Raw genomic sequence first — 25352 nt, forward strand, 5'->3', positions numbered from 1 at the left:
CCTTTTGACAAAATTTAATATACGGATGGCACATTGTAATCAAGAATGATTCTATTATACAAGTGTTAATGCGAATTATTATTATTAATATTCTAACATAAATCTATTTCATTTTCCGCTAACCATCTTTCCTCATCATTGATGGCAACATCATCCAGCTTAATCAACAATACGGATACATTAAATCATCTTTTGAGCAAAAGAATTGACCCGAAAAAAACCAACATCATCTCTGTTGTAATTGCATGTCAGAATAATAACAATCGTTCAAAATTTAATAATTAATTCATGATGTTAAATTCAAATTTTTACGCATCAAGCATAAGCTTTAAAAGCAAAGAATATTAAAGAAATGAACTTTTTATCCATGAAAATGAAAAGCGAAGTTAACAAAATGATTTATTGAATACTATCGATATGAACGTGTTGTCTTCCAGTAACCATCATCACCAGAATTGATTACATTTAAAACTCATACCGCACTCCAAGATTAAACGTACGTCCAGGAGCGGAATAAAAATCTGCATTATTGCGTGTCAGTCTTGCCACACTGCCATCGTTTTGTGTGGAAGTACCGCGTGACTGTCTATTCACATTCGGTGCCAGATAAGCGATGTCCGCCCAGTTCCAGTATTTTTGATTAAATACATTATTTACCCCAGCACGCAGACTAAACTGTTTACTCGGTTTCCAGAAAATACCCAAATCTACCAACGTATATTGTTTGGAAGGGTTATAAAATTGCTTATCTGCGCGTATATCATCATCAGACTTTTTCGCCACATACGTTAAATCAACCTGAGCACCCCATACTTCTTTATCATACTTCAAGCCAAGCTTCGCTTTTAAAGGCATGACAGAGTTAAGGGGCTGATTCACGCCGTCCTGATTAATTGATCCACGGGAATAAGCCACCGTCGCATTAACCAGCCAATTAGGAGCAAATTTCCAGCGGGCATATGCTTCTGCTCCATAAATATGTGCCTTATTTAAATTTTGTGCCCGCAAAACAAAGTCCTGTTTTCCACCCCATCTGTCGGGCAATGGCATCTCATGAGAGACATTCACAAAATCAATAAAATTTTTATAATGATTGTCAAAGCCACTTATTCCATACTCAAAAACATCATTTTTACCGCGTAATCCCAGCTCAAAATTATTGGCACTCTCTGCCTTAAGATGTGGATTTCCCCAAATACTAACAATACTTGGATTCCAGGACGATACCAACTGCTGCGAAGACGGCGCATTGAAACCTCGGGTATATTGAAAATACGGCTCCAATAACGGATTAACTGTATAAGCCAGACCAAAACGAGGCGTTAGTGCATATTCATGTTTCTTAAGTAATTGACCAATAGGGCTGGTTGTACCTGTTACAAAACCGTGCCCATCTGGATTCATTCGATAATAATGAGCAGACAAGCCCGGACTGACAACCAGCTTACCCCATTGCACATCCCCTTCAACATACAGGCTGGCACGAATGGTTTTACTGTCTGCCGTTGGTTTCGAATTGGCAAAATACCCTTGCCAGTCACTGCTCAGATCATGCCGCGCCACTTTCAAACCATAGCGCCAATCCTGCCGCAATTGCGCATTTACCCATTGAGATGTCCAGTCACTACTTAGTCCCCACACCTTATCCTGATTAGTAAAATGGAAATCACAGCGATTTCTGATTCCTGGTACTGTGGTCAGACAGCCACGAAAATAATCACGGTGCGTATTGGAAACCGTTTTCGTATCCTGCCAATACAATTGTGTTTTTCCAGTTTGTATCAGCCCTTCTCCACCATGAAAATCATGGCTAATTGAAAATCTTGTCTTTTTATTATCATCAGCACCATGTACATTTGTATACTGCTCATTAGACAGGGACCATGAATCAGACCACTGTTTACGGGACAAATATTCTGCTGCAAAACTCAGCATATTGTTTTCATTCACATCCCATTCATGCTTGGTCAGAAAATAGCGACTGTTGTAATCCACAGGATCTGACTGAGTTCGCCATGCACCTTGTCCACCTACATGACCTCGATTACCTGCCTCATGACCATAACGATAGGTTCCCAGCAACATCCCGCGCCAATCGCCCTTTTCCAGTGCACCGGCGATAGAGACCACTCGGGATTTATCGACACTGTTATATTGCGTATCGATATACCCTCCTTCACTAGCGCCTTTTAAAATCTCATCAGGATTCAAAGTATGCATGGCAACTGCCCCACCCAAACCAAATCCCCGGGCATTTTTACTGACGTCTACACTGCCCAGCGCGGATACATCGATAAAATTACCCCGGCCAAAAATCACATACTGTCCGGTGGTTTTATTTTCATTCGCTTCGGGTAAATCAATTCCGTCAATCAGCATGGCTACTCGATTGCCACTCAAGCCACGAATATTGACACTATCGTTTCCTTGGCGTGCACCCTGGATTCCCAATACCTCCACTCCCGGAATATCCCTTATTGCTGATTTCAAATCCACTGCATTCCGCTGTCTGATTACAGCAGCATTCTCCTTAGTGTCTTTAAAAACTCGATCAGTTTGCTTACCCTCTACATAAATAGTGGGTAGCTGTCCTTCATCTTTAGCCCATAAAGCTACGGGGAAGCCCATACACATCAACGATATCAATCTGGATATATTTTTCATAAACAATAAAGCATCATTAACATAGTTTAAAATTAGTAGCATTATTGTAAATGATAATCATTATATTTATCAACTATTGCAAATATTCATCAGCATATTTTGGCTGCTGATCATTGCGCTATGACAATAAACAAATTATTTTGTAATGATAAATATTCGATATCGGCAAAAAAACCAAGTAACTTATTAGTTGTTCTTCAGCTGGCAGTTAGTGCATCTTAATTATATTTATAGCTACGCCTATCCATCAGCTTAACTATCTGTTTTTGCGCTGTTGATGATCAACATGATTGATGAAATAAGAGTGCTTATACCTTCTATACTGATTAAGAGCGATTTATTGTTGTAGCTGATTGCTTCTTTGCGCTATATCTCGTTAGGGTGCTAAATTAATGCTCACCATCTGCAATCGGAGTTGACAGGCTCTGTTACTCTTTCATCACACCCTTTACTGTGGAATGTTCAGAATATTAATAATGTGGCGGAATTTCATTAGCAGGATTAAAAGGTTCATTACTCTCGCCTCCCTTATCCGGCAGGCGTTGGTAAAGTAGGCGTAATTGTGCCTGTTGTAAATCAAGGGTTTGCTGTATGCGTGCAAGGGTATCGCTCAGGCTCTGAATGGTTTCTTCCTGAAATGCATTCTGGATTTCCAACTCTTCAATACGTTGCTCAAGCGTGAATAGCGCTTCGTTCATTTTATTGATCACTATAAAATTAATCTAACTTGTAGCCAATAACAAAAAAAACCTGAGCAATGAGCTGCTCAGGTTTTCAAACCAGTAGAAACAATTATTTCAATTTGGTTTCTTTGTACAGTACATGCTTACGCACAACTGGATCGAATTTTTTAATTTCGAATTTACCAGTCATGGTGCGTTTGTTTTTAGTAGTGGTATAGAAATGACCTGTACCAGCAGAAGATTCTAGTTTGATTTTATCGCGCATTGCTCTGTCCTTAAATCACTATATGATTAAGCTTCACCGCGAGCGCGCAGGTCGGCCAATACTACATCGATACCTAATTTGTCGATGGTGCGCAGCGCAGCGTTAGAAACGCGCAGGCGCACCCAACGGTTTTCACTTTCAACCCAAAAACGACGAGATTGCAGATTAGGCAAGAAACGACGTTTGGTTTTGTTGTTGGCGTGTGACACGTTGTTGCCACTCATCGGGCGCTTACCGGTCACTTTACATACACGTGCCATGGTTAACTCCAAACTTCTAAAATTTCGTAAAACGCGATTTATACCATGAAAAGCAGAATCTATTCAAGGATTAAATCATTTTGTATGGTCAGACTGTGTGAAAATGTTGCTGTAATGGTTGCTAACAGCCAGTCCAGAACCGATCCAGCCTCCAATCAGTCTGCTATAAGGTTTGTTTCCTCTACAGATCTGATATCTATCCAGATGGCAATAAATCCATTGCCATCTGGTTTAGCTATCACTACTGATTACTCACTGTTTCAGCAGCTGTGCTGGTTTGCGCATTTAGGCCACCGCCCAATGCTTTATAGATGTCAGCACGGTTTTCCAATAGTGTTTGCTGTATTTGTAATACTGCCTGCTGGGCGCTATAGCTATCACGCTCGGCATCCAGTAACTCCAGCGAGCTGGAAATACCATGTTTATATCGCATCTGAGTCAGCTTATAGCGATTGACTTGCGCATGCTCGCCACGCAACTTAGCTTGATATTGCTGTTTAAGTGCATCACGCGCCACCAATGCATCGGCAACATCTCGGAAAGCAGCCTGTACGGTCTGCTCATATTGCGCTACAGCAATATTTTTGCGCGCAGTCGCCAGATCCAAATTACCTTTATTCTGCCCCCAGGTAAAAATAGGCAGGGTAATTTGTGGAGCAAAACTCCAGGTACGATTCGGTCCGTTAAACAGATGCCCTATATCGTTGCTACCAGAGCCAATGCTGCCTGTTAGGCTGATGCGGGGGAAAAAGGCCGCCCGTGCTGCACCAATATTGGCATTGGCTGACTTCAACGCAAATTCAGCCGCCCGAACATCTGGACGCTGATACAGAATAGTAGAAGGTAAGCCAACCGGTAATTCAGCATTAACAAACTGCTGGCTTAATGGCGCCGCAGCAGGCAGATTATCCGGCAATGGTTTACCCACCAATAATGTTAGCGCATTGTGAGCCTGTTCTTTTGCTTGCTGAGCAGCAGCATAATCTGCTCGCGCAGCTTCAATTTGCGACACAGCCACATCCACTTCAACCTGTGAGATGACGCCTGCTTTAAATTGCAGATCTGTCAACCGTTTGCTTTCCTCTCGTGATTTCAGTACCCGACTGGATAAATCCATCTGAGCCTGCGCAATGCGCTCGTTAAAATAGGCTTTGGCGACGCTGGCAATCAAACTGATTTGAGTTGAATCGCGCACTTGTCTTTGCTGGAAATATTGATTGAGTGCTGCATCAGACAAACTTTTAACGCGTCCGAATAGATCCAGCTCAAAGGCAGTCACCCCTAGACCAACATTATAGGATTCTGCAATGTAGCTGGTCTGGTTGCCGTAAGCATCACGTATAGCACTCAGATCGCGCGCAACACGAGATCGACCACCGTTACCGTTCGCACCCAGCGCTGGTAAACGATCGGCTCGCGAAATAACATATTGGGCACGAACAGCTTCCACATTTAAAGCGGCGATGCGTAAGTCACGGTTATTGTCTAATGCCAAACCAATGATTTCCTTCAGGCGCTGGTCAGCAAAATAATCCTCCCAGCCCAAATCTGGAGCGACCACTCTGCCGGCACGCTGATTGTTTACATTGGCATGAGGAAAGTTTTCCGCCATTTCCACGTTTGGCTGGTGATAGCGCGGAGCCATTGAACAACCAGAGATGGCAGCAGCGATTAACACTGTCAACAAGGAAGGTTTAACTAATTGTTTCATGCTTTATCCTCTGAATCCGGCTGATTATGCAGTGGCATGACAGCTGTGCCATCATGATTCACTGCTATGGGCAAATTCTGCTCTTTGTCACCATTACCGCTGTTCTTGTGCTTGCTGAACAACGATCTAATGCTGGAATAGAATACTGGCACAAAGAATACCGCCAAACAGGTACCAATTAACATTCCCCACAATACGCTGGTACCAATTGCACGCTGACTGGCCGAAGATGCACCGCTAGCAAAATACAGTGGAACCACCCCCATAATGAAGGCAATCGATGTCATCAGAATCGGCCGGAAGCGCAGATGTGCTGCTGCCAATGCGGCTTCAAGCGGAGACTTACCCTGTTCTTGCAGCTCTTTAGCAAACTCAACAATCAAGATGGCATTTTTAGCACTCAAACCAATCACGGTAATCAGGCCGACTTGGAAGTAAACGTCGTTTTCCATACCGCGCATCCAAGTACCCAATACTACCCCGAGTAAACCCAGTGGCACCACCAGCATCACTGAAATCGGGATAGACCAGCTTTCATATAATGCGGCCAGACACAAGAATACAGCCAAGAGAGAGAACATATACAAGATAGTAGATTGGCTACCCGCATCTTTCTCTTCTTTAGACAAACCAGTCCACTCATAACCAAAACCTTCAGGCAGTTTGCTGGCAATTTGTTCCATTTCCGCCATCGCATCACCTGTACTATAGCCAGGTGCCGCGTTACCAGTAATAGACATAGCTGTATAACCATTATAACGGATGGTCTGCGCCGGACCGGTTATCCATTGAGTTTTGATCATACTGGATAACGGCACCATCTTACCCTGTGCATTGGTTACGGTAAGTTTATTCAGATCGTCCTGAGTCATGCGTGATGCGACATCACCCTGCACAATCACACGTTGCATACGACCCGCATTTGGAAAGTCATTCACGTAATTTGAGCCCAGTGCCGTTCCTAATAAAGTAGCGATATCGCCAAAGGATACACCCTGTGCGTTGGCCGCATCACGATCAATGTCAATGCGTAATTGAGGCTCGTCCTCCATACCGTCTGGACGTACCTGAGTCAGCACTTTGCTTTCACGCGCCATACCCAGCAATTGGTTGCGCGCTGCTAGCAAGGCTTCATGCCCTTTACCACCACGATCCTGCAAACGGAAGCTAAAGCCGGTACTGGTACCTAATTCAGGAATAGAAGGAGGTACAACGGCGAAGATATAACCATCTTTCAATGCCTGCATCATGGCACCGGTAATCCGACCAGCCAACGAGTTTGCGCTGTGCTGCGGTCCATTACGTTCAGACCAGTCTTTCAGTACCAAAAAGCTCATACCTACGTTCTGACCTTGACCACTCATACCATAGCCTAAAACAGAAACCATGTTTTTCACTTCAGGTTGCTTTAAGGTAAAGTTTTCAACCGTTTTAAAGGTTTCCAACGTACGATGCTCAGTCGCACCGGGAGGCAGCTGAATCAGACCAATAGCATAACCCTGATCTTCTTCTGGTAAAAATGATGTCGGCAGTCGGAACATTACTAATAATGCAGCAGCAGTGAGCGCAACATAAATAAAGAAGATGCGTTTACTGCGATGCAGCAGATAAGAAACTTTGGATTCGTACTTTTTCGTACCACTGGTAAATTTACGGTTAAACCAGCCAAAGAAACCTTTTTTCTCTTCTTCGTGTTCACTGATTGGCTTAAGCAATGTCGCACACAATGCCGGTGTAAGTGATAACGCCAAAAACGCGGAGAAGAAAATGGCGACTGACATCACCACAGAAAACTGGCGGTAAATATTACCTGTTGAACCGGAGAAAAACGCCATTGGAATGAATACAGTAATCAAAACCACTGTAATACCCACAACTGCACCAGAAATTTGTCCCATGGCCTTTTCGGTAGCGGGTTTAGGTGGCAGTTTTTCATCTGCCATAATACGTTCAACGTTTTCTACCACCACAATAGCATCATCGACCACAATACCGATCACCAACACCATGGCAAACATAGTCAGTACGTTGATGGATAAGCCTGTTATATACATCACGCTGAACGCACCCAACAAAGCAATAGGTACCACAATGGTTGGAATCAAGGTATAGCGAATATTCTGTAAGAATAAAAGCATCACCAGAAACACCAACACAATGGCTTCAACCAATGTATGAACTACTTTCTCAATAGAAATACTCACGAAAGTTGAACTATCGTATGGCGCTGACCAGCCCATTCCTGCCGGAAAATACTTCTGTAAATCATTCAGTTTGGCTTTAACCGCATTGGCAGTAGCCAAAGCATTACCCTTGGTGGTCAACTGAATACCTGCACCTACGGCATCCTTACCATTCAGACGCGCGCTGGTAGAGTAATCTTGTTGCCCCATTTCTACGCGAGCAACATCTTTCAAGCGTACCATTGACCCATCGGTATTGGCTTTAATAATAATGTTTTCGAACTGCTCAACTGTTTTCAGCTGACCAGGAACCACAATCGTTGCTGTAGTCTGAATATTATCCGGTGAAGGCAAAGCACCAAGACTACCTGCAGAAATTTGCTGATTCTGCGCGGCAACAGCAGCATTAACCTGAGCTGGACTCAAGTTGACACTGCGCAGTTTATCCGCATCCAGCCAGATACGAATTGCGCGTTCGGAACCAAACACGATCACATTACCCACACCATCAATACGCTGTAATTCAGGTTGAATATTACGTGCTACATAGTCGGCAATATCAGCTGGAGCCAAATTAGGACTATCACTGGTGAACATGGTGAACATCAGGAAGTTACTGCGTGATTTGGCAATCTGGACACCAGTTTGCTTAACCATTGCCGGTAAACGAGGCTCTGCGCGTGAAAGCGCATTTTGTACGTTCATCTGAGCAATGTCATCATCTGTACCTGGGTTGAATGTCAATGTCAGCGTGCCAGTACCATTAGACAAAGACTTGGCTTCCATGTATTCCAGATTTTCCAAACCATTCATCTCACGTTCAATACGTGACAATACGGTATCTTCAATGGTTTGAGCATCTGCACCCGGATAGGATATGGACAATGTGATGGATGGAGGAGCCACGGTCGGATATTGTGATATGGGTAATTTGGTAATACACACAATACCGGCAATGATGATGAATAATGCCACCACCCATGCAAAAATCGGTCGGTTAATAAAAAATCGTGACATATTACTTATTCCTTACTTGGCCTGAGAGGCAGAAGCCGTAGCGGCCTGAGTTGCTGATGCAGCAACCGCAGAAGCTGCCTGAGCAGGCGCAGCAGCTGGTGCATTACCTTTAGCTGGCTGCCAAGGTCGAGTCTGAACCTTTTTCGCACCAGTCAATTGCACCAGAGCCAAACCATCCATGGCCACTTTATCACCAGCACGTAAACCATCGGTAATGATCCAGTTGGTGCCTTTTTGCTGGGCAATAGTAACTTTACGAACGTCCAGTGAGCCATCAGCTTTCACTACAGTCACGGTATCGCTGTTTGCTCCACGGGTCACCGCTTCTTGTGGAATTACAACAGCATTTTGAATTTCAGCTTGAGGGATTTCTACGCGCACAAATTGACCTGGCAACAACATATCATTGTCATTAGGGATTTCAGCACGTACTTTAACTTCACCAGTTCCCTCATCAACGGTCATATCGGTAAACAGCAAGCGCCCTTTCTGCGGGTATTCACTGCCATCATCCAATTTAATTGCAACTTCTATGGCACCATCCAACGTTTTCAACTTGCCGGTCGCAATGCCCTGACGAATTTTCATAGCCTGAGCAGCAGTTTGAGTCAGATCCACATATAAAGTATGTGTTTGCTGAATCAATGCCAATTGCGTTACTTCATTTTGCCCCACCAGCGCACCTTCTGTTACCAGTGCTTTACCAATACGACCAGAAATCGGTGCGCGTACATAAGCATAGCCAACATTAATCTGCGCTGATTTAATGGCAGCCTGCGCACTTTGAATCTGCGCATGTGCCAGGCGCTGCTGAGCTATCGCCTGATCAAATTCCTGCTTACTGATGGCGTCTGCTGCCACCAGAGGACGGTAGCGCATTACATCGGCGTCTGCTTTAGCGGCATTGGCTCGAGCAGTAGCCAAACTGGCTTGAGCCGATTGTAGAGACGCAACATAGGGTGCATTATCAATTTGAAATAGTGGCTGCCCTTCTTTAACATAACTCCCTTCCACAAACAGGCGTTTCAACAGCACACCAGCCACCCGAGCACGTACTTGTGATTCACGAATCGGTTTTAATCGACCAGTTAATTCAGAGTCTACCGTCACTGTTGTCGGGTTTACCGTCATGACACTTACCATAGGAGGCTGCTGTGCATGTCCTTCTTGTTTTTTGCCACATGCAGCCATGGCCAGCGCACTAGCCAGCACTATAGCGCTGATGCGCCATTTATTTGTTTTTCGATCCGTTCCCATACTCACCTCAATATGCGCATATACTAAAATTTAGTTAAATCTTTACACACTTCTAAATTAAAACCGTGACACAAATAGCGCCTGCGTCAACACTCTCTTTTCTAAATAAAAAATATTAAACAAAGAGATATGTAACGACAGACGATTTAGAAAATTACTTTACGCTGCGCATTATACATGCAACAATGTATGTAAACCAAGCATAATCTATTTTTTCTCAAACCATTGTAATCAAAATATACAACTTTATTCGATTTTAATATCGACTTTGCCTAATTTAATACATACATCTATGGACAGTAAATATGCGTAAAACAAAAGAAGAAGCCCAACAAACCAAAGAAGCTTTGATGGCTGCTGCTTTGGAAGTGTTTTATCAGCGGGGAGTCAGCCGGGCATCTTTGCAGGAAATAGCGACGGCAGCCGGCGTAACCCGAGGCGCCTTATACTGGCATTTTAAAAACAAGGAAGACCTGTTTGATGCATTATTTCAACAGGTTTTCAGTCAAGTCAGTACCCAGTTAAAACACGATATTGACACCAGCTCACCCAGTGCACTGAATAATATGATGCAGGCGTTGGAACAGATGTTTTTTCGCATGTCTACCGATGAGAGTTATAGAAAGTTCTGCTACATCCTACACTTAAATTGTGAACACACCGCAGACAATCAGGCCATCGTCAAGCTGTTGCAAAAATACCAAAACTTGTGGTGGCAAAATCTGTGTGCTGTTTTCCAGATGAGTTGCCAGCAAAATATTTTGCCGCAGGATTTTGATATCAAACAGGCAGCGTTGTACTTCCAGTCACTATTTTTAGGGTTGACGACATTGTGGCTCAGTAATTCACTGGAACTTGATATCAATAAAATTGCGCCGAATTTCATCAACATTGCGCTGGAATCACTGCGTCACAATCCCAGACTACGCAAAAACCGTGATGAATAATGCAAAAGATCGATCAATCTGTCTACTTTTTAACCATGGGATCCAAGAAAATGACCTTATCCTAATTAAACCCAATATAAAGAATCCTGCCTGACAAAATTCAATGCAGTGATCAACCAATACCTAACCATCAGTGGCCCTTAGAGCGACAATGGCTATGTTAATTATCTTCTCGCACCCGCAACAGCATCACCGGAATATCTGACTGTCTTAAAACCCCTTCAGCGACTGATCCCATCAGCACATGCATAAATCCACTGAAACCATGCGTGCCCATCACTACCAGGTCAACATGGTGTTCAGTCGCTTCACGAATAAGTAAATCAGCAATCTTATCACCGGCACTTTCAATTACAGCTATTTCATATTGCAATGACGACTGTTCTAAAAGCGCCTGCGCTTCCCGCACGCCCTTTTCTCCCGCTGCATTCACTGCTTTACGGACTTCTTCAGAAGGCATCGCGCCCACACCACCCCAACTAAATTGCGCCAAATCTACCACATTCACTACACGGATCACCGAGTGACAGAGCTTAGCCAGCATAATCGCTTCTTGCAATGCCCTCTTGGCGGCTGCACTTTCATCTACCGGTACCATAATTTTGCGATACATCATTATTCTCCTGATTTATCTCGCCACAAATAAGCAGATAACAACAATGAAAACAGCTAGTTAAAATAAATAAGACAAGCTAAGCTTAGCACAAAACTACCGCCGTCAACATGAACGTACAAACCAATACCTAAAAAAACTGCTACCATAACAATCCAGCTTATTAGGAATGCAATATGAGCCGCCTACACATTCAGCCTAGCGATAAATGGCATTTTCACACTGAAATCAGCGTGCAGATTGGAGATATTAATTATGGTAACCATCTGGCCAATGATGCAATTTTACGCCTTTGTCATGAAGCACGGTTACGGTTACTGACCAGCATGGGTTATAGCGAGATGGATGTAGAAGGTGTAGGTCTAATCATGGTGGATGCTGCGATTGAATTCAAACGTCAGGCATTTTATGGCGATAAACTTCATTTCAGCTTAGCCATTACTGATCTGAGTAAAACCGGATTTGTATTAAATTATCGTATTCAGCGCTTAAGCGATCAGGTTGACATAGCTCTGGTTAACACCGGTATGGCCTTCTATAACTATCAGCGTCAGCGTATTAGTCGCACGCCGGAAAATTTTCTGCAACACCTAAACCAGAGTATCTAAAATGCCATCAAACCTTAACTGGACTTTATGGACAGAGTTCTTACAACATTTGCGTCATCGTGGTCTATCTCCCTTAACCCTTGATGCCTATGAACGTGATCTACAGCAATTGGCTCAACTATTACCTGATCAGCTCAACTCTAGCCAAATAACTCGATTACATCTTGTTGGTGCTTTAAAAAAATTGAGTGGACGCGGCGATAAGCCAGCATCTTTGGCGCGTAAACTCAGTACATGGCGCGCCTATTTTTCATTTCTGCAGCAGCATGGACAAATTAGTAGCAATCCTGCTTCAAATATCAAAGCACCCAAAGCAGGGGCTCGACTGCCCAAAGCCGTACCAGCTGAAAAACTTAATCAAGCCTTTGATCATCCCGTCGCGAACACCCCCTTATCCCTCCGAGATCAGGCTATATTTGAATTACTTTATGGCAGCGGTCTGCGCCTCAGTGAACTGGTACAACTTGATCTGCAACACCTTATGCTCGACGAGAACTGGGTACACGTTAGTGGTAAAGGCAATAAACAGCGACAAGTACCCTTAGGGAGTAAATCTGTGGTGGCACTTCGTCGCTATTTGCCTCAACGCATTGCAATTCCCGGTGAAAATGCCGTTTTTACCAGCCGATTAGGCACCCGCCTAACCGCCCGCCAAATTCAGAACCGGCTCAATGTCTGGTCTATTACTCAAAACAGCGATCGTCATCTATCGCCGCATATGCTGCGTCACAGCTTTGCCAGCCATGTATTACAAAATGCGCATGATATTCGCGCAGTGCAAGAACTACTGGGGCATAAATCCATCAGCACCACTCAACAATACACCAAACTGGATTTTAATCATTTAGCGCAGATTTACGATGATACCCATCCACGGGCAAAACGGCGAAATAAATAATGGCTGCAGCAAGGCAGAAAATCATACAAATGGTTTAATTATATTAATTATTTATATCATCCATACATTTTCACTGTTAGCAATGATATCCAATAATCAAAAGCACTTGATCATACAACAACCATATCATCCTTTCGGGATAGCGCCTTTTCTAAGGTAGCCAACTCATCATCACGACAACAACCACTAATTTCGCAGGCATCATTAATGATTTAAATCGAATAAAATACTTACAGCATCATCCAATCAGGAATAAACCATCACGCAGCAATGCTTAACGAAATTCATATTATCAATTAAAACCCACCGTTATATCCGTAGCGGTGGGCAAACTAAATCGATTTCCGTTTGCGTCTATCGTTCACAAAATGGACGTATTTAATCCATGTGCATATTTAGGCTACATAGCAGATAAGCTTTATCTTCATGAATAATCAGTAAATAACATACTGCGTGATCTTGGTTAAACAATAATGCCATTAGCTCGGTATGATTTATACAAATTGATCATAAAGTATTCTTTAGGTTTTTTTAGATAATAGCCTGTTCATTTTCCCTCATTATAGATAGCGTTACCTGTTCCATGTTGAGCCGATAATGAAGCTACAGATGTACTTCACTCACGCCGACAAAATCTATCTGATCTGAAATATCGCCTATTTCTGATCATGCTATCTATTCACCATTAGTTTAGAATACGAGCATCGGTTGGCCAATGGTTATGGTAAATTGAATCTATTGTGACATTCGACGCGGTATCGTAAACATTTATCTGGCTAAACTCCACTCCCCCAAAAGATAAGCAGAAAAAATTTTACTCTAGTCAAAATAATTTCTTTTCATATTTCTGTTTATCCAATTACCGTACCAAATTCACCGTTTGGTACGACATAATTTAAAACTAAACTTTTTTCTTAAGACACGGAAATAATCAGATAACCGTGACATCTTGTTTAAGTTATCTCGGTTCACCAGCTAAGCGATTTCTTAAAATCTGCAACTGATAAAAAGTATCATCATCTAGCAAGACTGATTACACCATATTCAACATCGCTATAGCCTGTATAAGCGTTTCTTGCTGTTTAGCAAAACATACTCGTATACAATGTTGATTAAAACCATCATGATAAAACGCAGCCAAAGGAATAGTCGCCACCTTATGCTTAATTGTCAGTTCTCGAGCAAATTCCTTTTCGGGTAAATCACTGATGGAGCGATAATTCAAAACGACAAAATAAGTTCCCTGCGGTACCAATACCTCAAAGCGCGAATCAGCCAATCCTGCTAACAGAAAATCTCTTTTACGCTGAAAAAACTTTGCCAAATCTTCATAATAAGTGTCATCAGATAAATAATCAGCAATAGCATATTGTGTTGGCGTATGCACACTAAACACATTAAATTGATGTATCTTGCGAAACTCAGTCATCAGCTCAGCAGCAGCCAGACAATAGCCAACCTTCCAGCCTGTTGCATGCAAAAGCTTGCCAAATGAGCCAACCACCAGCGTACGTTCACGTAGTAATGGATGAGATAACAACGTGTTCGCTCTGATGCCATCATAAATCAGATGTTCATAAACCTCATCACTTAATACAAATGCATTGCTTCGGTCAACTAATTGCGCCAAATCATTAACATCTGCCTCACTAAATACCCTGCAGGCTGGGTTGTTAGGATTATTGACAATGATCAGGCGCGTTTTGCTCGTCACCAAAGATTGAACATAATTCCAGTCGATACTAAATTCAGGTGCCATCAATCGCACGGGAATGACTTTGCCACCAAACAAAGCCACAGTCGGTGCATAGCAGTCATATGCAGGTTCAAAAATAACCACTTCATCACCTGGCCGAATCAAAGTAGCAATCGCCGTGAAAATAGCTTCAGAAGCTCCGGCAGTAACTGTAATTTCCTGCTCTACGTCAATCGTCAGATCATGCACTACACGGTATTTTTCTTGAATACGGCTACGTAACTCTGCAACGCCAATCATTGGCGCATATTGATTTTTACCAGCTTGTAAATACCGCTCAACCAAATCCGATAATCTGCTATCAATAGGATAATCAGGAAATCCTTGAGATAAATTCAGTGCACCATATTGACAAGCCAAAGCTGACATTTCACTAAAGATCGTTGTACCTATATTGGGTAATTTAGATTGCAAGCTTGGCATTTTGCCCCCTTTTTAACGATACCACTGCAAACTTTATGACATCAAACATAACAAATACTAACATATCCCTATTCAATTTTGCTGTTGGTGGTATAAATAGTTTTACCGCAGCTAATTTGTCTCTATCAGCATAAATCTGACTAAGCTCACTATATAGAGGAAACCAAAGAATATTGATCTCTGATCATTCTTATCAATTTCATCGTCAGATTACCCAACATTCGAGCATCATTGCCTGGATCTATCACTCACCTTGGAAAACACATACCATCGGGCATGGCGGGCTGAATAAAGTCATTTCTATGGTAGAGAGCGTCCGTAAACTTCTGCCTCCATTGTTATATAACCACCCGCCTAGTTGAGCAGTTATGTACCACCGTCTAAAACTAGTGAAAGCAAACTTCTCAGCGCCACATTTACCCGAGCATCTTTATTTCAGGCAACACACCAACTTATATGTACCCTTAAATCTTTTCTAATCGAAGTAGTAACCGTTGTTTCAATATATAGTTAACTTATCTAATCGTGACATCACCAACAAAACCCTTTTCTGGTTAAATCGTATCGTTTTATCTGAGTAACACCGCAACAATCTCAAATATACAAGCCAAAAATTTAAATCATTTGTAGCTATAGGCAAAACGACAAACCTAAATTTGCCACTTTCTGTTGCATAGATTCAGAAATAGCCTTGATTAAAAGGCATCATTGGTCAGCTTAATCCATTGAATAATTATGCAAGATATCAAAGCACAACCAAAATAAAACAAATCAATCATTAGCGAATCAAAATAAATTCACTTCTAGTGCCAAATTGAGTTAAACTATATTAATGATTATCATTTCTATTTAACACTTTTGTAATCCAAGGTCTCCATGTCTTCCATACCATCATTCAAAATATCCCCTCTGCTGACCGCATTAGCCACCTTATTAATGATTCCCATTGTAAAAGCCGAAGATACAAACGAGAAAAGTAACTTCAACAGCTACAGATTACCCACCATAAACGTGATTGCCACCAACCCTGGTAAAAATTTAGTGGGTACGAGCACCCTCAAACAAGAACAACTTGACACTATTCAAGCCAATAACATCGCCTCATTGCTGGATTATCTGCCCGGAACCAGCATGGTTGGTTCCCCTCGTCCCGGAGGTCAAAAAATCAATATTTGGGGCATGAGTGACCCTGAAGACGTACCAGTTAGCGTAGATGGTTCCCTGAAAACCTTTGATAAATATCGCCAAGGCTCCGTATTTATCGAACCTGAATTAATTAAAAGAATTACCGTTAATAAGGGTCCACATAACGTAGCGATCAGTAATGGTGGATTTGGTGGCTCTATCAAAATAGACACCAAAGATGCCTCAGATTTCTTACGCGAAGATGAAAACCTTGGGGCACTGATTAAATATACCCATAGCAGCAACAACATCCAAAACAACTGGTCTGGAGCACTGTTTGCTCAAACCGATAATAAAGTATTTGATATATTGGCCTATTACACCAATCGAAACGCACACAACGTCAAACGCCCCGACGGTACCCACTTTCTTTTTTCAGCCTATGAACAGCAAAGCGGTTTAATAAAAGGCAATATACGTCCCGCCTATGGTCACAGAATATTTTGGTCAATCATGAACAGTAACCACAGTGGCTGGGAACCATTTGCCGCTATGCGCGATGAAATGCCCTATCCATCTCAAGCCGACATCAAAAAATACGGTTTGGATGCAGCCTGGAAACGCAAACTGGTTTACCGAAATCAAAATGATAAAAGTGCCAGCCTTGGCTATGAATACCTCTCTGATAACCCCCTAATCAACCTAACTGCCCAATTCAACTACTCGAAAACCCACCAGCACGACAAACGTCCGGAAAATGCTTCAAACTTTGCCTCTGGTAACATGGGTAACGAAAGCTGGGTTGACTACACCACCACCTCTTTTGAATTAAAAAACACCAGCGAAATCGATCGAAATTGGATCAAACATCACATCGTGACCGGATTGCAACTTCAAAATAAAAAACAACAAGCCATCATGTTGGATAAATCCAAACTCAAAAATCCAGACTACAACTATGGCTATTATGAACCTGCCTATCTGCCTTCAGGACGACAAAAGTCCACCGGCATCTATATTAAAGACGACATTCAAATAAAATCCGTCACCCTATCACCATCATTGCGTTATGACTGGATTCAGAACAAAGGTGATGGCAATCATGCCACCAAAATGTATCAAAACCCCAATCCTAAATATGGACAGGATTACCGCGCCAAAACCTACGCCGGCTTTACCCCGCGCCTAGATTTATTCTGGCAGCAAACTGAACATTTGGGCTGGTTTGCCAATTATGCCCATAGCTGGCGATCACCCAGCGTAGATCAACAATATGAATCACAGTTTATCAACAGCAGTACCACCGGTACCAGTCGCCATTTACGCAAAGAACGCATGAATGCCCTCAGCCTAGGCAGCATACTGGATTATCGCTCCTTGCTAAGCAACGATGATCATGCCCAATTGCGTCTAACCTACTTCCGAAATCGCGGTAAAGATGAGATCTTCAAAAGACGAGGGGTAATGTGTTTTGAAGCCAAAAATAATCCTAAAGCCAAATGTGCCAAGCCGGCAAGCAACAACCGCAACCTAACAGGTTACACCATACAAGGCATTGAATTAGAAGGTAACTACGATAGCCAATACTGGTTTGCCGGTCTATCCTTGTCAGCAATGAAAGGTCAGCGCGATGACTCACCAGTAGATCCATGGTTTAATCAGCGCACCTGGATCACCAGCATTCCGCCGCGCAAAGCCACTGCTACACTTGGCTTCAACATTCCCAGCCAACATTTCAGTGCTGGCTGGCGCGGAATTTTCGTCCGCCGTCAGGATCGCTCCATTGCCGACCAAGATCCTAAAGCAGTCTTTTATGCTTTACCTAAAAGCAAAGGCTATGCCATCCACAGCCTATTTGCCCAGTGGGAACCCTGGCAAAAAAAAGGACCTAAAATTAATTTAACCATTGATAATCTATTTAATAAAAAATACTATCCTTATCTAGGTGAAGCCGTATCAGGTACCGGTCGTGATATCCGTTTCAGTCTCAGCCAGCAATTCTAACAGCAGATTTTGATCAAACCGCCAGCCCGGATTAGCACCATCTGGGCTGATTTTTTTACACCAATTCTCTTGCTCACAATCAACCAGTCTTCAAATAGAAAATCGATAAAATCTTTACATTTAAATAATTACGGTCTGAACAATTCTGCAAAATTAGATAAGTCAATTTCTAGACTGATACAAGCTTAATCCTGAACACTTAATTTCTTTACCTAACCAAGTAAACAATCCATATCTCTTACTGCTTATAGTCCCGAGGCTCCACCATTTTTGCCATTTCCGCTACACACTTAATATTTTAACCAGAGGTAAACACGCAATAAAGCTTAAAACAACAGCCATGTCAGGTTGACATTAAAAACTCCTCATCCGCCAATCATTGTTTAATCTGCTCAGCGTTGTCTCTGATTGTTTGACAGTTAAAAACGACCATTATTCCAACAATAATTAAACAATTGCGCTATTTCATCATTAGAATCAAAAAAAACTGAGGCCTGATATTTTGCAACATAAGCTCCAGCTCTTAACCCTATGCACTTAACAACAAATATTGGCTGCCCATTTTGATGCTAATTTTTAGCAAAAATAATTTTATCGCTGATTAAAAAATTCTTTTTTTTGATTTATCCGTTTTTGCAACACCTGCATGAAATCATTATTAGACATATTTAACAGCAGAAACTCAGCCATCAAATTCGAAAAAATTTTCTACTGTTATCTGACTAAAAATTTATCAGGTCACTCACAGAAACTATGCTATCCTATTAGCGTAATAAATTAATTATTATGCACAGCAACTTAACATATCTCTACTCCAAATAACTAAGGAAAATCAGATGCAAATTACCATCCTGCTTTATCCAGATTTCGAAACACTGGATGTGTTCGGGCCAGTAGAAATATTTGGCAAAGTGCCTGGCTGGCGCATACAGTATTATTCACAAAATGGTGGTCTTATCTGTAATCATGATAACGTCAGTATTTCAACTGAAGACTTTGCCTCCATTCCCCCAAATATAGATACCCTTTTTATACCCGGTGGACCGGGCACCCGTAGCCTGATACAGCACACTGATTTCATCCAGCAACTAAAATCACTGGCACAAAAAAGCCAGTATGTACTCACCGTCTGCACCGGCAGTGCTCTGTTGGCCAAAACCGGATTACTTGATGGACGTCAGGCAACATCCAATAAACGCGCCTTTGACTGGGTAAAAACCTCATCAACACAAACCAAATGGATAGAAAAAGCCCGCTGGATTACAGACGGCAAATACTACACCTCTTCCGGTATCAGTGCTGGAATGGATATGGCATTAGCATTTGTACAAAATAGAACAGATAAAAATACCGCTGAACAAATTGCCACCAGAATCGAATACCATTGGCAGCAGGACAGCCAACAAGATGCATTTTGTTCCAACAAACAACCAAATTAGAAATAACCTAGTAATAGCTAAATCATGATGCCATCAAACGCATAAAAGTACGGCGAATTTGTGCACAAAGTTACCTCATGCTGTTGACACAGAATAACTCCAGCAAGAAGAATGATATTCAACACAAAATCATCCCATAAACCCTATCTGAATCGGATTAGAAATCAACCATGCTGTTAAACGAACAACAAAAGATCGGATTGTTTAGTCTCTGTTTATATTCCGTATTTTTTATCATTTTGATGCAGGTTCATCTTATGTCCGGCATTATTTCCGGACTTCTTACCTATACCTTAATGCAGAAACTGGAAAATTTTTTAGCCAGAAAAATGCATCGTTGGGGCCATAAAGCCAAATTATTCTCCGTCCTCTTGTTATCTTTGTTGTTCATGAGCGTACTCATTGGTGGTTTTGGTTACTTATTTAACTGGATTATTGGCGTAGCGCGTGACCCGCAACAGACACTTAATCATATACAAAACCTCTTTAATAGCATTTCTACATCCCTCCCGCCAGCGGTAGCTGACTATTTGCCAGATAACTTTACCGAATTACGCGCCAATGCCCTAAATTTTATTAAAGACCATGTTTTATACCTTCAATCCATCATCAAACAACTATTTCATTCTCTTTTGATCATCATCATCGGCATGATCATTGGCTTAATTGCCGGTTACCAGCAAAATAAACGTAACATCAATGAAATAACCAAACCCAGCACCATTTATATGCAGGCCTTTAAAGACAGCCTGGATCGATTAGTAGAAGTTTTTCAATATGTGGCTTTTTCTCAAGTCATCATCTCCTTATTTAATACCCTAATGACAGGGATCTTCCTGTTGGTGGTTCTCCCCATGTTTGGTATTCACTTACCATTCAGTAAAAGCCTGATCTTGGCTACCTTTGTGCTTGGACTGATACCCATTATTGGTAACCTCATTGTCAACACCCTTATGTTCTTAGTCGCTTTTACCGTTTCATTTTGGATCGCTGTTATCGTGTTGCTATATCTGATTACTATTCACAAAGTGGAATATATTCTGAATGCTAAAATCGTCGGTACCAAAATTCATGCTGGAATCTGTGAACTTTTAATTGCCATGGTATTTTGTGAAACCATTTTTGGCGTAATCGGTCTCATCTTTGCCCCTATCTTTTATGCCTTTATCAAGCTGTCTCTCAAACAACTTAAAATCATTTAAATATGCACGGTATAAAAAAAGGCCATTTAACCTGGCCTTTTCTATCCTACCTTTTATAACGTTCCACATCGGGTAATAACACCGTTAACACACCCAACAATGGTAAATAAGAGCAGAACTTAAAAATAAGCTGCAAACTGGTTTTATCGGCTACGTATCCTAATATTGCTGCTGCAATACCACTCATACCGAACATCAAGCCAAAAAACAACCCAGCAATTAATCCAACCCTTCCCGGTATGAGCTCCTGCGCATACACAATAATAGCGGCAAAGGCTGAAGAAATAACCAAACCAATCACGCAACTTAATACCACCGTTGCCCAAAGATTGGTATATGGCAAAGCCAGTGTAAACGGCGCTGCACCGAGAATCGAAAACCAAATCACATATTTTCTACCAATACGGTCACCAATCGGTCCACCCACAAACGTCCCTATTGCTACACTGGCAAGAAACATAAACAGAAACAGCACCGCTGATTCTTTCGTCAAGGCAAATTTTTCAATCAGATAAAAACTGAAATAGTTATTCATACTGGCCATATAAAAATACTTAGAAAAAATCAGCACAGACAATATGAACAACGCACACACCGTTTTACGCTTATCGTATGGCAACGCTCGACTCTGCGCTGCTTTATGGGCATTGGCACGTAAATGATGGGCACTCCAGGCACTGATCCGGCTTAGAAGGATGATTGCCACCACACCTACCGCGACAAACCAAAGAATATGACTTTGCCGGTTATATTTCAGTACCACCAGACTGACCAGCAATGGTCCCAGTGACGAACCTAGATTTCCGCCAACTTGAAACGCCGATTGTGCTAAACCAAATCGCCCTGCTGAAGCATTACGCGCTACCCGAGATGCCTCAGGATGAAAAGTTGAAGATCCCACACCTAAAAAAGCCGCAGCCACTAACAACCAATAAAATTGATTGGCCAAACCCAGCATACAAAGACCAAAGGTCGTTGCCACCATCCCCAGTGGCAGCAGATAGGGTTTAGGATGTTTATCTGTATAAAAACCTATTGCCGGCTGTAGAATCGATGCCGTCATTTGATAGACCAGACTAATACCACCTATCTGAGCAAACGTTAAGCTAAACTTTTCCTCCAGCAAGGGATAGGTAGCCGTAAGCATAGACTGTATAAAGTCATTACACAAATGCCCAGCCGCTACCATCAAAATGATTGAAAGAAAAAACTGATTTGAAGCCAATGGCTTATTTTGCTGATTCATAAGATTCTATTCACGGCGATTATTGAAATAAAAACAATTAATTTATCTACAAACAGAAGTTCGCAGATAATCACTAATTTTCTTCTTTCCCGTCCTATTTCTTCCAGACAGAAACTCAAACCATCGATTAGCGTATTCAGATTGCCTGCAAAACGTACCAGCTCCGACGCATGGACCATAGCCATACTCCCCACCCCATCACGTTCAGCCTGCGCCACAGAATTATTTTCAATTACCGTGACAAACTTTATATTCAGTCATCACGCAGCTGCGCCATCACCAAATTTGCGATCGTAAATTATAAGCGATTATTCAGATTTATGACTTTTTCTATTAGCCAGCGATAAAGTATTAAATAAACTTCTCTTTTTTAACCATAATGATAAATAAATTCAGAAAGGTATTTTTTATCTTAAATATACTGAATATGAAAATTAAATTGGGCAACACTCTTAGTCTATCCTGAGATATTTTAATCATGTTTTGTTAAATAACTCTGCGATTTTGGCTTAATAAATAGATTGAACCTAATATATATTTATTGGATCGGCTGATGTTTAAATTTTGAGTAACCGAATACTCTTTTATTCACTAAAAAAATAACTTTTTAACGCATTAGCCAAAATAGTCGTGAAGAATAATTATTATTTGATATTAATCAATTGAATTAACAAAAAACTACTCAATATTATGCCAATATATTATTTCTTACTAAAGCATGTCAAAATTTTCTAACATAAAACTTTTATATTTAGAGATATTTTAAATAAGCATGCATTAGATAAATAAAATTCTTTAAATTGCTATAAAAACTGAGAAGGGGAATAAGATGTCAAAATCTTGTCAAAAAAAACATAGCCTTAATATTATGTTACTTAAAGAAGATATTAAATCTGCAGCGGATGCTATAAAACATCCTCAAAATATATTCAGTCGAGAAATCAAAGGAGAAAACTTCACAGGATATTTATTTTATAAAATTTCTTATCCCAATCAGCCAAACTGGATTAATTTATTGGAGCCTTATTGTGGAGATATTCTAAATAATCTTAAGAATTCCAGCACTTCAGCCGTATTAATTATCGAAACTGAAGACCGCTACTTTTCTATCATTTTTGGATATGGAAGAGCCATACTTAAAACAGATTGTTACGAAGAAAATTTTGGTTTACGCGTTACTTTAAATTCAATTGATACAAATAAGATTCGCACGATAGATAAAGGGCGAATCGATACAGTGTTCAAACAAGAACGCAGCCAAACAAGTATTGATACAGATATAGGTAATTTTGAAATTGATAAAGAACAAGACATTCTTAAATCAATAACTGGCATACCCACCGATGGCACTTTAGGCAATAAACTTACAGGAAAAGAAAGCTTAAAATTAAACATTAGTTTTTCTTTAGAACAAGTTGTTCCTCTTTTAAAAAAACTTAAAACCCTTTATGAATCTGATAACTATAAAAAAGATTTCTATTGGATTGATCATTTCCGAGAAATAAAAAATAAATCTTTAAAAAATGAATTAAACGAATTACTTATAAATAAAATCCAAACTAACAATTTTGAAAAAATTTGGTTAGTCATCCCAGAAATCATAGATTGGACACAAAATGAAGGATTTAAATACAAAAGAGATAAAAACCAAGGAGAAACATTACAGGATATCAGTTGGGAAAGTTATTCATCGTTTGATAAAAATAGATTAAGCAATATAAAAATTAACCGTCTTAAAAAAGACCAGGTTTTAGCTATATCTGCAACATCAGATCAAGCATTGTTTAGCTGGTCAATTTATAAATGCATTTATTGTGAATTAGAATATGAAAATAAAAATTATGTGTTAAATAATAATCAATGGTATCAAGTCGATGTTGATTTCATTGATGAGCTAAATAGTTTTTTAGAAATAATTCCACTTTCTGATATTGAACTACCAAAATATTTGGAGAAAAATGAAAAGGATTACAATCGAAAAGTGTGTAATACAAATTCTAAAAAATATTGCTTAATGGATAAAACTATGATTCATCATGGTGGAAAAAATAGTAAAATTGAATTTTGTGATATATATTCTAACAACAAACAACTTATACATGTTAAGCGTGATACCGGCTCAAATACATTAAGTCATCTTTTTGCTCAGGGTAGAATATCTGCTGAATTATTATTATTTGACGCAGAATTTCGTAAAAAGGTTAATGCTAAACTGCCAGAATCCTATAAATTTGAAAATGTTAGTGAAAAACCAAATGCCAAAGATTTCGAAATTATCTACGCAATAGCAAGTCATAATAAAACAAATCAAAAGGAATTACCTTTATTTAGTAAAATTAATCTGCGTAATGCATTTAAAGTGTGTGATCAATGGGGTTTTAAAGTCAGCCTGATATTTATTAAGTCAACTAATGAACCAAAATCCGAAAAACAAAAAGTTGATGATTAAAACTGGCAAAATACAAAATACTTTTTTGCAGCCAGAACCCATCAGCTCGCTCAATCTCTCCAGTGCGGCAAAACCATAGTGCTGTATGAAGTTTTGCGTCAACAAGGATTTTTTCAGGTTTATCATGATCATCCTTATTGAGCGAGCCAGATAGCTAAACAAGCAGCCACTTGGCTACTTGTTCATACTAATGGTTATCAGCCAAAGCAAAGAACCCCGTAACTATTCAACTGGGTAGTTCTTATAGCGAGATTGGCAGTGTTCTACTTTCACATGGACGTCCATACTATTACTGGTAATGCAGTACCACCTTTAATGGCACTAAAAATAGGCGAATATTTCATCTGCTTTATTATTCATCAACAATGGATAGAAATTTATTATTAAATCGGCTATTTATGTTAGCTACAATCCGCGCGCTGAATCTATCGAATGCAGCAGCAATAGTATTGTATGAAGCATTGCGACAGCAGGGATTTAGAAGTTTGATCTAAAAGCCACACTGCAGGAAGTAGCAATAACTAAAGCAGCCTTTCGGCTGCTTTAGTGAGGTATAAAGCAAAGAACCCAGTATCATATACTGGGTTCTTCTAAAAGGGTGT

18 protein-coding genes are annotated in these 25352 nt (G+C 40.8%); 7 read left to right on the plus strand and 11 right to left on the minus strand.

Going from position 1 to position 25352, the window contains the following annotated elements:
- Positions 1-465: 465 nt before the first annotated feature.
- The 7 genes from J3U68_RS09870 to J3U68_RS09900 form a co-directional block, all read right to left on the minus strand.
- Positions 466-2664 carry a TonB-dependent hemoglobin/transferrin/lactoferrin family receptor gene (locus J3U68_RS09870; protein ID WP_267376525.1) on the minus strand — a complete coding sequence of 733 codons (2199 nt, stop codon included), beginning with the start codon at positions 2662-2664 and terminating at the stop codon, positions 466-468.
- 470 nt (positions 2665-3134) lie between these two features.
- The gene (locus tag J3U68_RS09875) at positions 3135-3362 is read right to left on the minus strand and encodes a SlyX family protein (RefSeq protein ID WP_267376527.1); all 228 of its coding nucleotides are present in this window, start codon (positions 3360-3362) and stop codon (positions 3135-3137) included.
- 94 nt (positions 3363-3456) lie between these two features.
- The gene (gene rpmG, locus J3U68_RS09880) at positions 3457-3612 is read right to left on the minus strand and encodes a 50S ribosomal protein L33 (RefSeq protein ID WP_267376529.1); all 156 of its coding nucleotides are present in this window, start codon (positions 3610-3612) and stop codon (positions 3457-3459) included.
- Positions 3613-3638: 26 nt separating this feature from the next.
- A complete protein-coding gene (gene rpmB / locus J3U68_RS09885) occupies positions 3639-3872 on the minus strand; it encodes a 50S ribosomal protein L28 (protein ID WP_037487657.1) in 234 nt (77 codons plus the stop codon).
- A 241-nt stretch (positions 3873-4113) separates the two neighbouring features.
- Positions 4114-5583 carry an efflux transporter outer membrane subunit gene (locus J3U68_RS09890; protein WP_267376549.1) on the minus strand — a complete coding sequence of 490 codons (1470 nt, stop codon included), beginning with the start codon at positions 5581-5583 and terminating at the stop codon, positions 4114-4116.
- Positions 5580-8783: an efflux RND transporter permease subunit gene (locus J3U68_RS09895; protein WP_267376551.1), complete on the minus strand. Its 3204-nt coding sequence runs from the start codon at positions 8781-8783 to the stop codon at positions 5580-5582. Before J3U68_RS09895 ends, J3U68_RS09890 begins: the two co-directional genes overlap by 4 nt.
- Positions 8784-8795: 12 nt before the next feature.
- Entirely contained in the window at positions 8796-10040 is a 1245-nt protein-coding gene (locus J3U68_RS09900; RefSeq protein WP_267376553.1) for an efflux RND transporter periplasmic adaptor subunit, read from the minus strand.
- Between the two features lie 305 nt (positions 10041-10345).
- On the opposite strand from J3U68_RS09900, the gene J3U68_RS09905 reads away from it, so the two are divergent.
- Positions 10346-10987: a TetR family transcriptional regulator gene (locus tag J3U68_RS09905; RefSeq protein WP_267376555.1), complete on the plus strand. Its 642-nt coding sequence runs from the start codon at positions 10346-10348 to the stop codon at positions 10985-10987.
- Between the two features lie 160 nt (positions 10988-11147).
- On the opposite strand, the gene J3U68_RS09910 is transcribed toward J3U68_RS09905, so the two are convergent.
- On the minus strand, positions 11148-11603 hold the full coding sequence (locus J3U68_RS09910) for a universal stress protein (protein ID WP_267376557.1): 456 nt from the start codon (positions 11601-11603) through the stop codon (positions 11148-11150).
- 173 nt (positions 11604-11776) lie between these two features.
- Here J3U68_RS09910 and J3U68_RS09915 point away from each other — a divergent pair, with 173 nt between their 5' ends.
- The gene (locus tag J3U68_RS09915; protein WP_267376559.1) at positions 11777-12208 is read left to right on the plus strand and encodes an acyl-CoA thioesterase; all 432 of its coding nucleotides are present in this window, start codon (positions 11777-11779) and stop codon (positions 12206-12208) included.
- Position 12209: 1 nt separating this feature from the next.
- Positions 12210-13106, plus strand: a complete 897-nt coding sequence (locus J3U68_RS09920; protein WP_267376561.1) for a tyrosine-type recombinase/integrase — start codon at positions 12210-12212, stop codon at positions 13104-13106.
- A 1033-nt stretch (positions 13107-14139) separates the two neighbouring features.
- Here the strand turns inward: J3U68_RS09920 and J3U68_RS09925 are convergent.
- Positions 14140-15285 (minus strand): methionine aminotransferase, encoded by a 1146-nt coding sequence (locus J3U68_RS09925; RefSeq protein ID WP_267376563.1) that lies wholly within the window; start codon positions 15283-15285, stop codon positions 14140-14142.
- 876 nt (positions 15286-16161) lie between these two features.
- Between J3U68_RS09925 and J3U68_RS09930 the strand changes: the two genes are divergently transcribed.
- The 3 genes from J3U68_RS09930 to J3U68_RS09940 all read left to right on the plus strand — a co-directional run bounded on the left by J3U68_RS09930 (position 16162) and on the right by J3U68_RS09940 (position 21055).
- Positions 16162-18414, plus strand: a complete 2253-nt coding sequence (locus tag J3U68_RS09930) for a TonB-dependent hemoglobin/transferrin/lactoferrin family receptor (protein WP_267376565.1) — start codon at positions 16162-16164, stop codon at positions 18412-18414.
- Between the two features lie 836 nt (positions 18415-19250).
- Positions 19251-19853 (plus strand): DJ-1/PfpI family protein, encoded by a 603-nt coding sequence (locus tag J3U68_RS09935; protein ID WP_267376567.1) that lies wholly within the window; start codon positions 19251-19253, stop codon positions 19851-19853.
- 170 nt (positions 19854-20023) lie between these two features.
- Complete coding sequence (locus J3U68_RS09940) at positions 20024-21055, plus strand: AI-2E family transporter (protein WP_267376568.1); 1032 nt, start codon at positions 20024-20026, stop codon at positions 21053-21055.
- Positions 21056-21101: 46 nt separating this feature from the next.
- On the opposite strand, the gene J3U68_RS09945 is transcribed toward J3U68_RS09940, so the two are convergent.
- Together J3U68_RS09945 and J3U68_RS09950 are read right to left on the minus strand one after the other, a co-directional pair.
- Positions 21102-22301, minus strand: coding sequence for an MFS transporter (locus J3U68_RS09945; protein WP_267376569.1), 1200 nt, complete (start codon positions 22299-22301; stop codon positions 21102-21104).
- On the minus strand, positions 22298-22486 hold the full coding sequence (locus J3U68_RS09950; protein WP_267376570.1) for a hypothetical protein: 189 nt from the start codon (positions 22484-22486) through the stop codon (positions 22298-22300). The genes J3U68_RS09945 and J3U68_RS09950 overlap by 4 nt, the downstream gene beginning before the upstream one ends.
- A gap of 644 nt (positions 22487-23130) precedes the next feature.
- Between J3U68_RS09950 and J3U68_RS09955 the strand changes: the two genes are divergently transcribed.
- Positions 23131-24750, plus strand: a complete 1620-nt coding sequence (locus J3U68_RS09955; protein WP_267376571.1) for a TIGR04141 family sporadically distributed protein — start codon at positions 23131-23133, stop codon at positions 24748-24750.
- The last annotated feature ends 602 nt before the right edge of the window (positions 24751-25352 follow it).

The organism is Snodgrassella sp. B3882, assembly GCF_026535915.1.
GTDB lineage: Bacteria > Pseudomonadota > Gammaproteobacteria > Burkholderiales > Neisseriaceae > Snodgrassella.

What these genes read in the sequence shown, in the direction of transcription:
- J3U68_RS09890 (WP_267376549.1), bottom strand. Translation starts at nt 5,583, where the DNA reads ATGAAACAATTAGTTAAACCTTCCTTGTTGACAGTGTTAATCGCTGCT.
- rpmG (WP_267376529.1), bottom strand. Translation starts at nt 3,612, where the DNA reads ATGCGCGATAAAATCAAACTAGAATCTTCTGCTGGTACAGGTCATTTC.
- J3U68_RS09940 (WP_267376568.1), top strand. Translation starts at nt 20,024, where the DNA reads ATGCTGTTAAACGAACAACAAAAGATCGGATTGTTTAGTCTCTGTTTA.
- J3U68_RS09900 (WP_267376553.1), bottom strand. Translation starts at nt 10,040, where the DNA reads ATGGGAACGGATCGAAAAACAAATAAATGGCGCATCAGCGCTATAGTG.
- J3U68_RS09950 (WP_267376570.1), bottom strand. Translation starts at nt 22,486, where the DNA reads ATGGCTATGGTCCATGCGTCGGAGCTGGTACGTTTTGCAGGCAATCTG.
- J3U68_RS09870 (WP_267376525.1), bottom strand. Translation starts at nt 2,664, where the DNA reads ATGAAAAATATATCCAGATTGATATCGTTGATGTGTATGGGCTTCCCC.
- J3U68_RS09895 (WP_267376551.1), bottom strand. Translation starts at nt 8,783, where the DNA reads ATGTCACGATTTTTTATTAACCGACCGATTTTTGCATGGGTGGTGGCA.
- rpmB (WP_037487657.1), bottom strand. Translation starts at nt 3,872, where the DNA reads ATGGCACGTGTATGTAAAGTGACCGGTAAGCGCCCGATGAGTGGCAAC.
- J3U68_RS09935 (WP_267376567.1), top strand. Translation starts at nt 19,251, where the DNA reads ATGCAAATTACCATCCTGCTTTATCCAGATTTCGAAACACTGGATGTG.
- J3U68_RS09945 (WP_267376569.1), bottom strand. Translation starts at nt 22,301, where the DNA reads ATGAATCAGCAAAATAAGCCATTGGCTTCAAATCAGTTTTTTCTTTCA.
- J3U68_RS09925 (WP_267376563.1), bottom strand. Translation starts at nt 15,285, where the DNA reads ATGCCAAGCTTGCAATCTAAATTACCCAATATAGGTACAACGATCTTT.
- J3U68_RS09955 (WP_267376571.1), top strand. Translation starts at nt 23,131, where the DNA reads ATGTCAAAATCTTGTCAAAAAAAACATAGCCTTAATATTATGTTACTT.
- J3U68_RS09920 (WP_267376561.1), top strand. Translation starts at nt 12,210, where the DNA reads ATGCCATCAAACCTTAACTGGACTTTATGGACAGAGTTCTTACAACAT.
- J3U68_RS09875 (WP_267376527.1), bottom strand. Translation starts at nt 3,362, where the DNA reads ATGAACGAAGCGCTATTCACGCTTGAGCAACGTATTGAAGAGTTGGAA.
- J3U68_RS09930 (WP_267376565.1), top strand. Translation starts at nt 16,162, where the DNA reads ATGTCTTCCATACCATCATTCAAAATATCCCCTCTGCTGACCGCATTA.
- J3U68_RS09910 (WP_267376557.1), bottom strand. Translation starts at nt 11,603, where the DNA reads ATGATGTATCGCAAAATTATGGTACCGGTAGATGAAAGTGCAGCCGCC.
- J3U68_RS09905 (WP_267376555.1), top strand. Translation starts at nt 10,346, where the DNA reads ATGCGTAAAACAAAAGAAGAAGCCCAACAAACCAAAGAAGCTTTGATG.
- J3U68_RS09915 (WP_267376559.1), top strand. Translation starts at nt 11,777, where the DNA reads ATGAGCCGCCTACACATTCAGCCTAGCGATAAATGGCATTTTCACACT.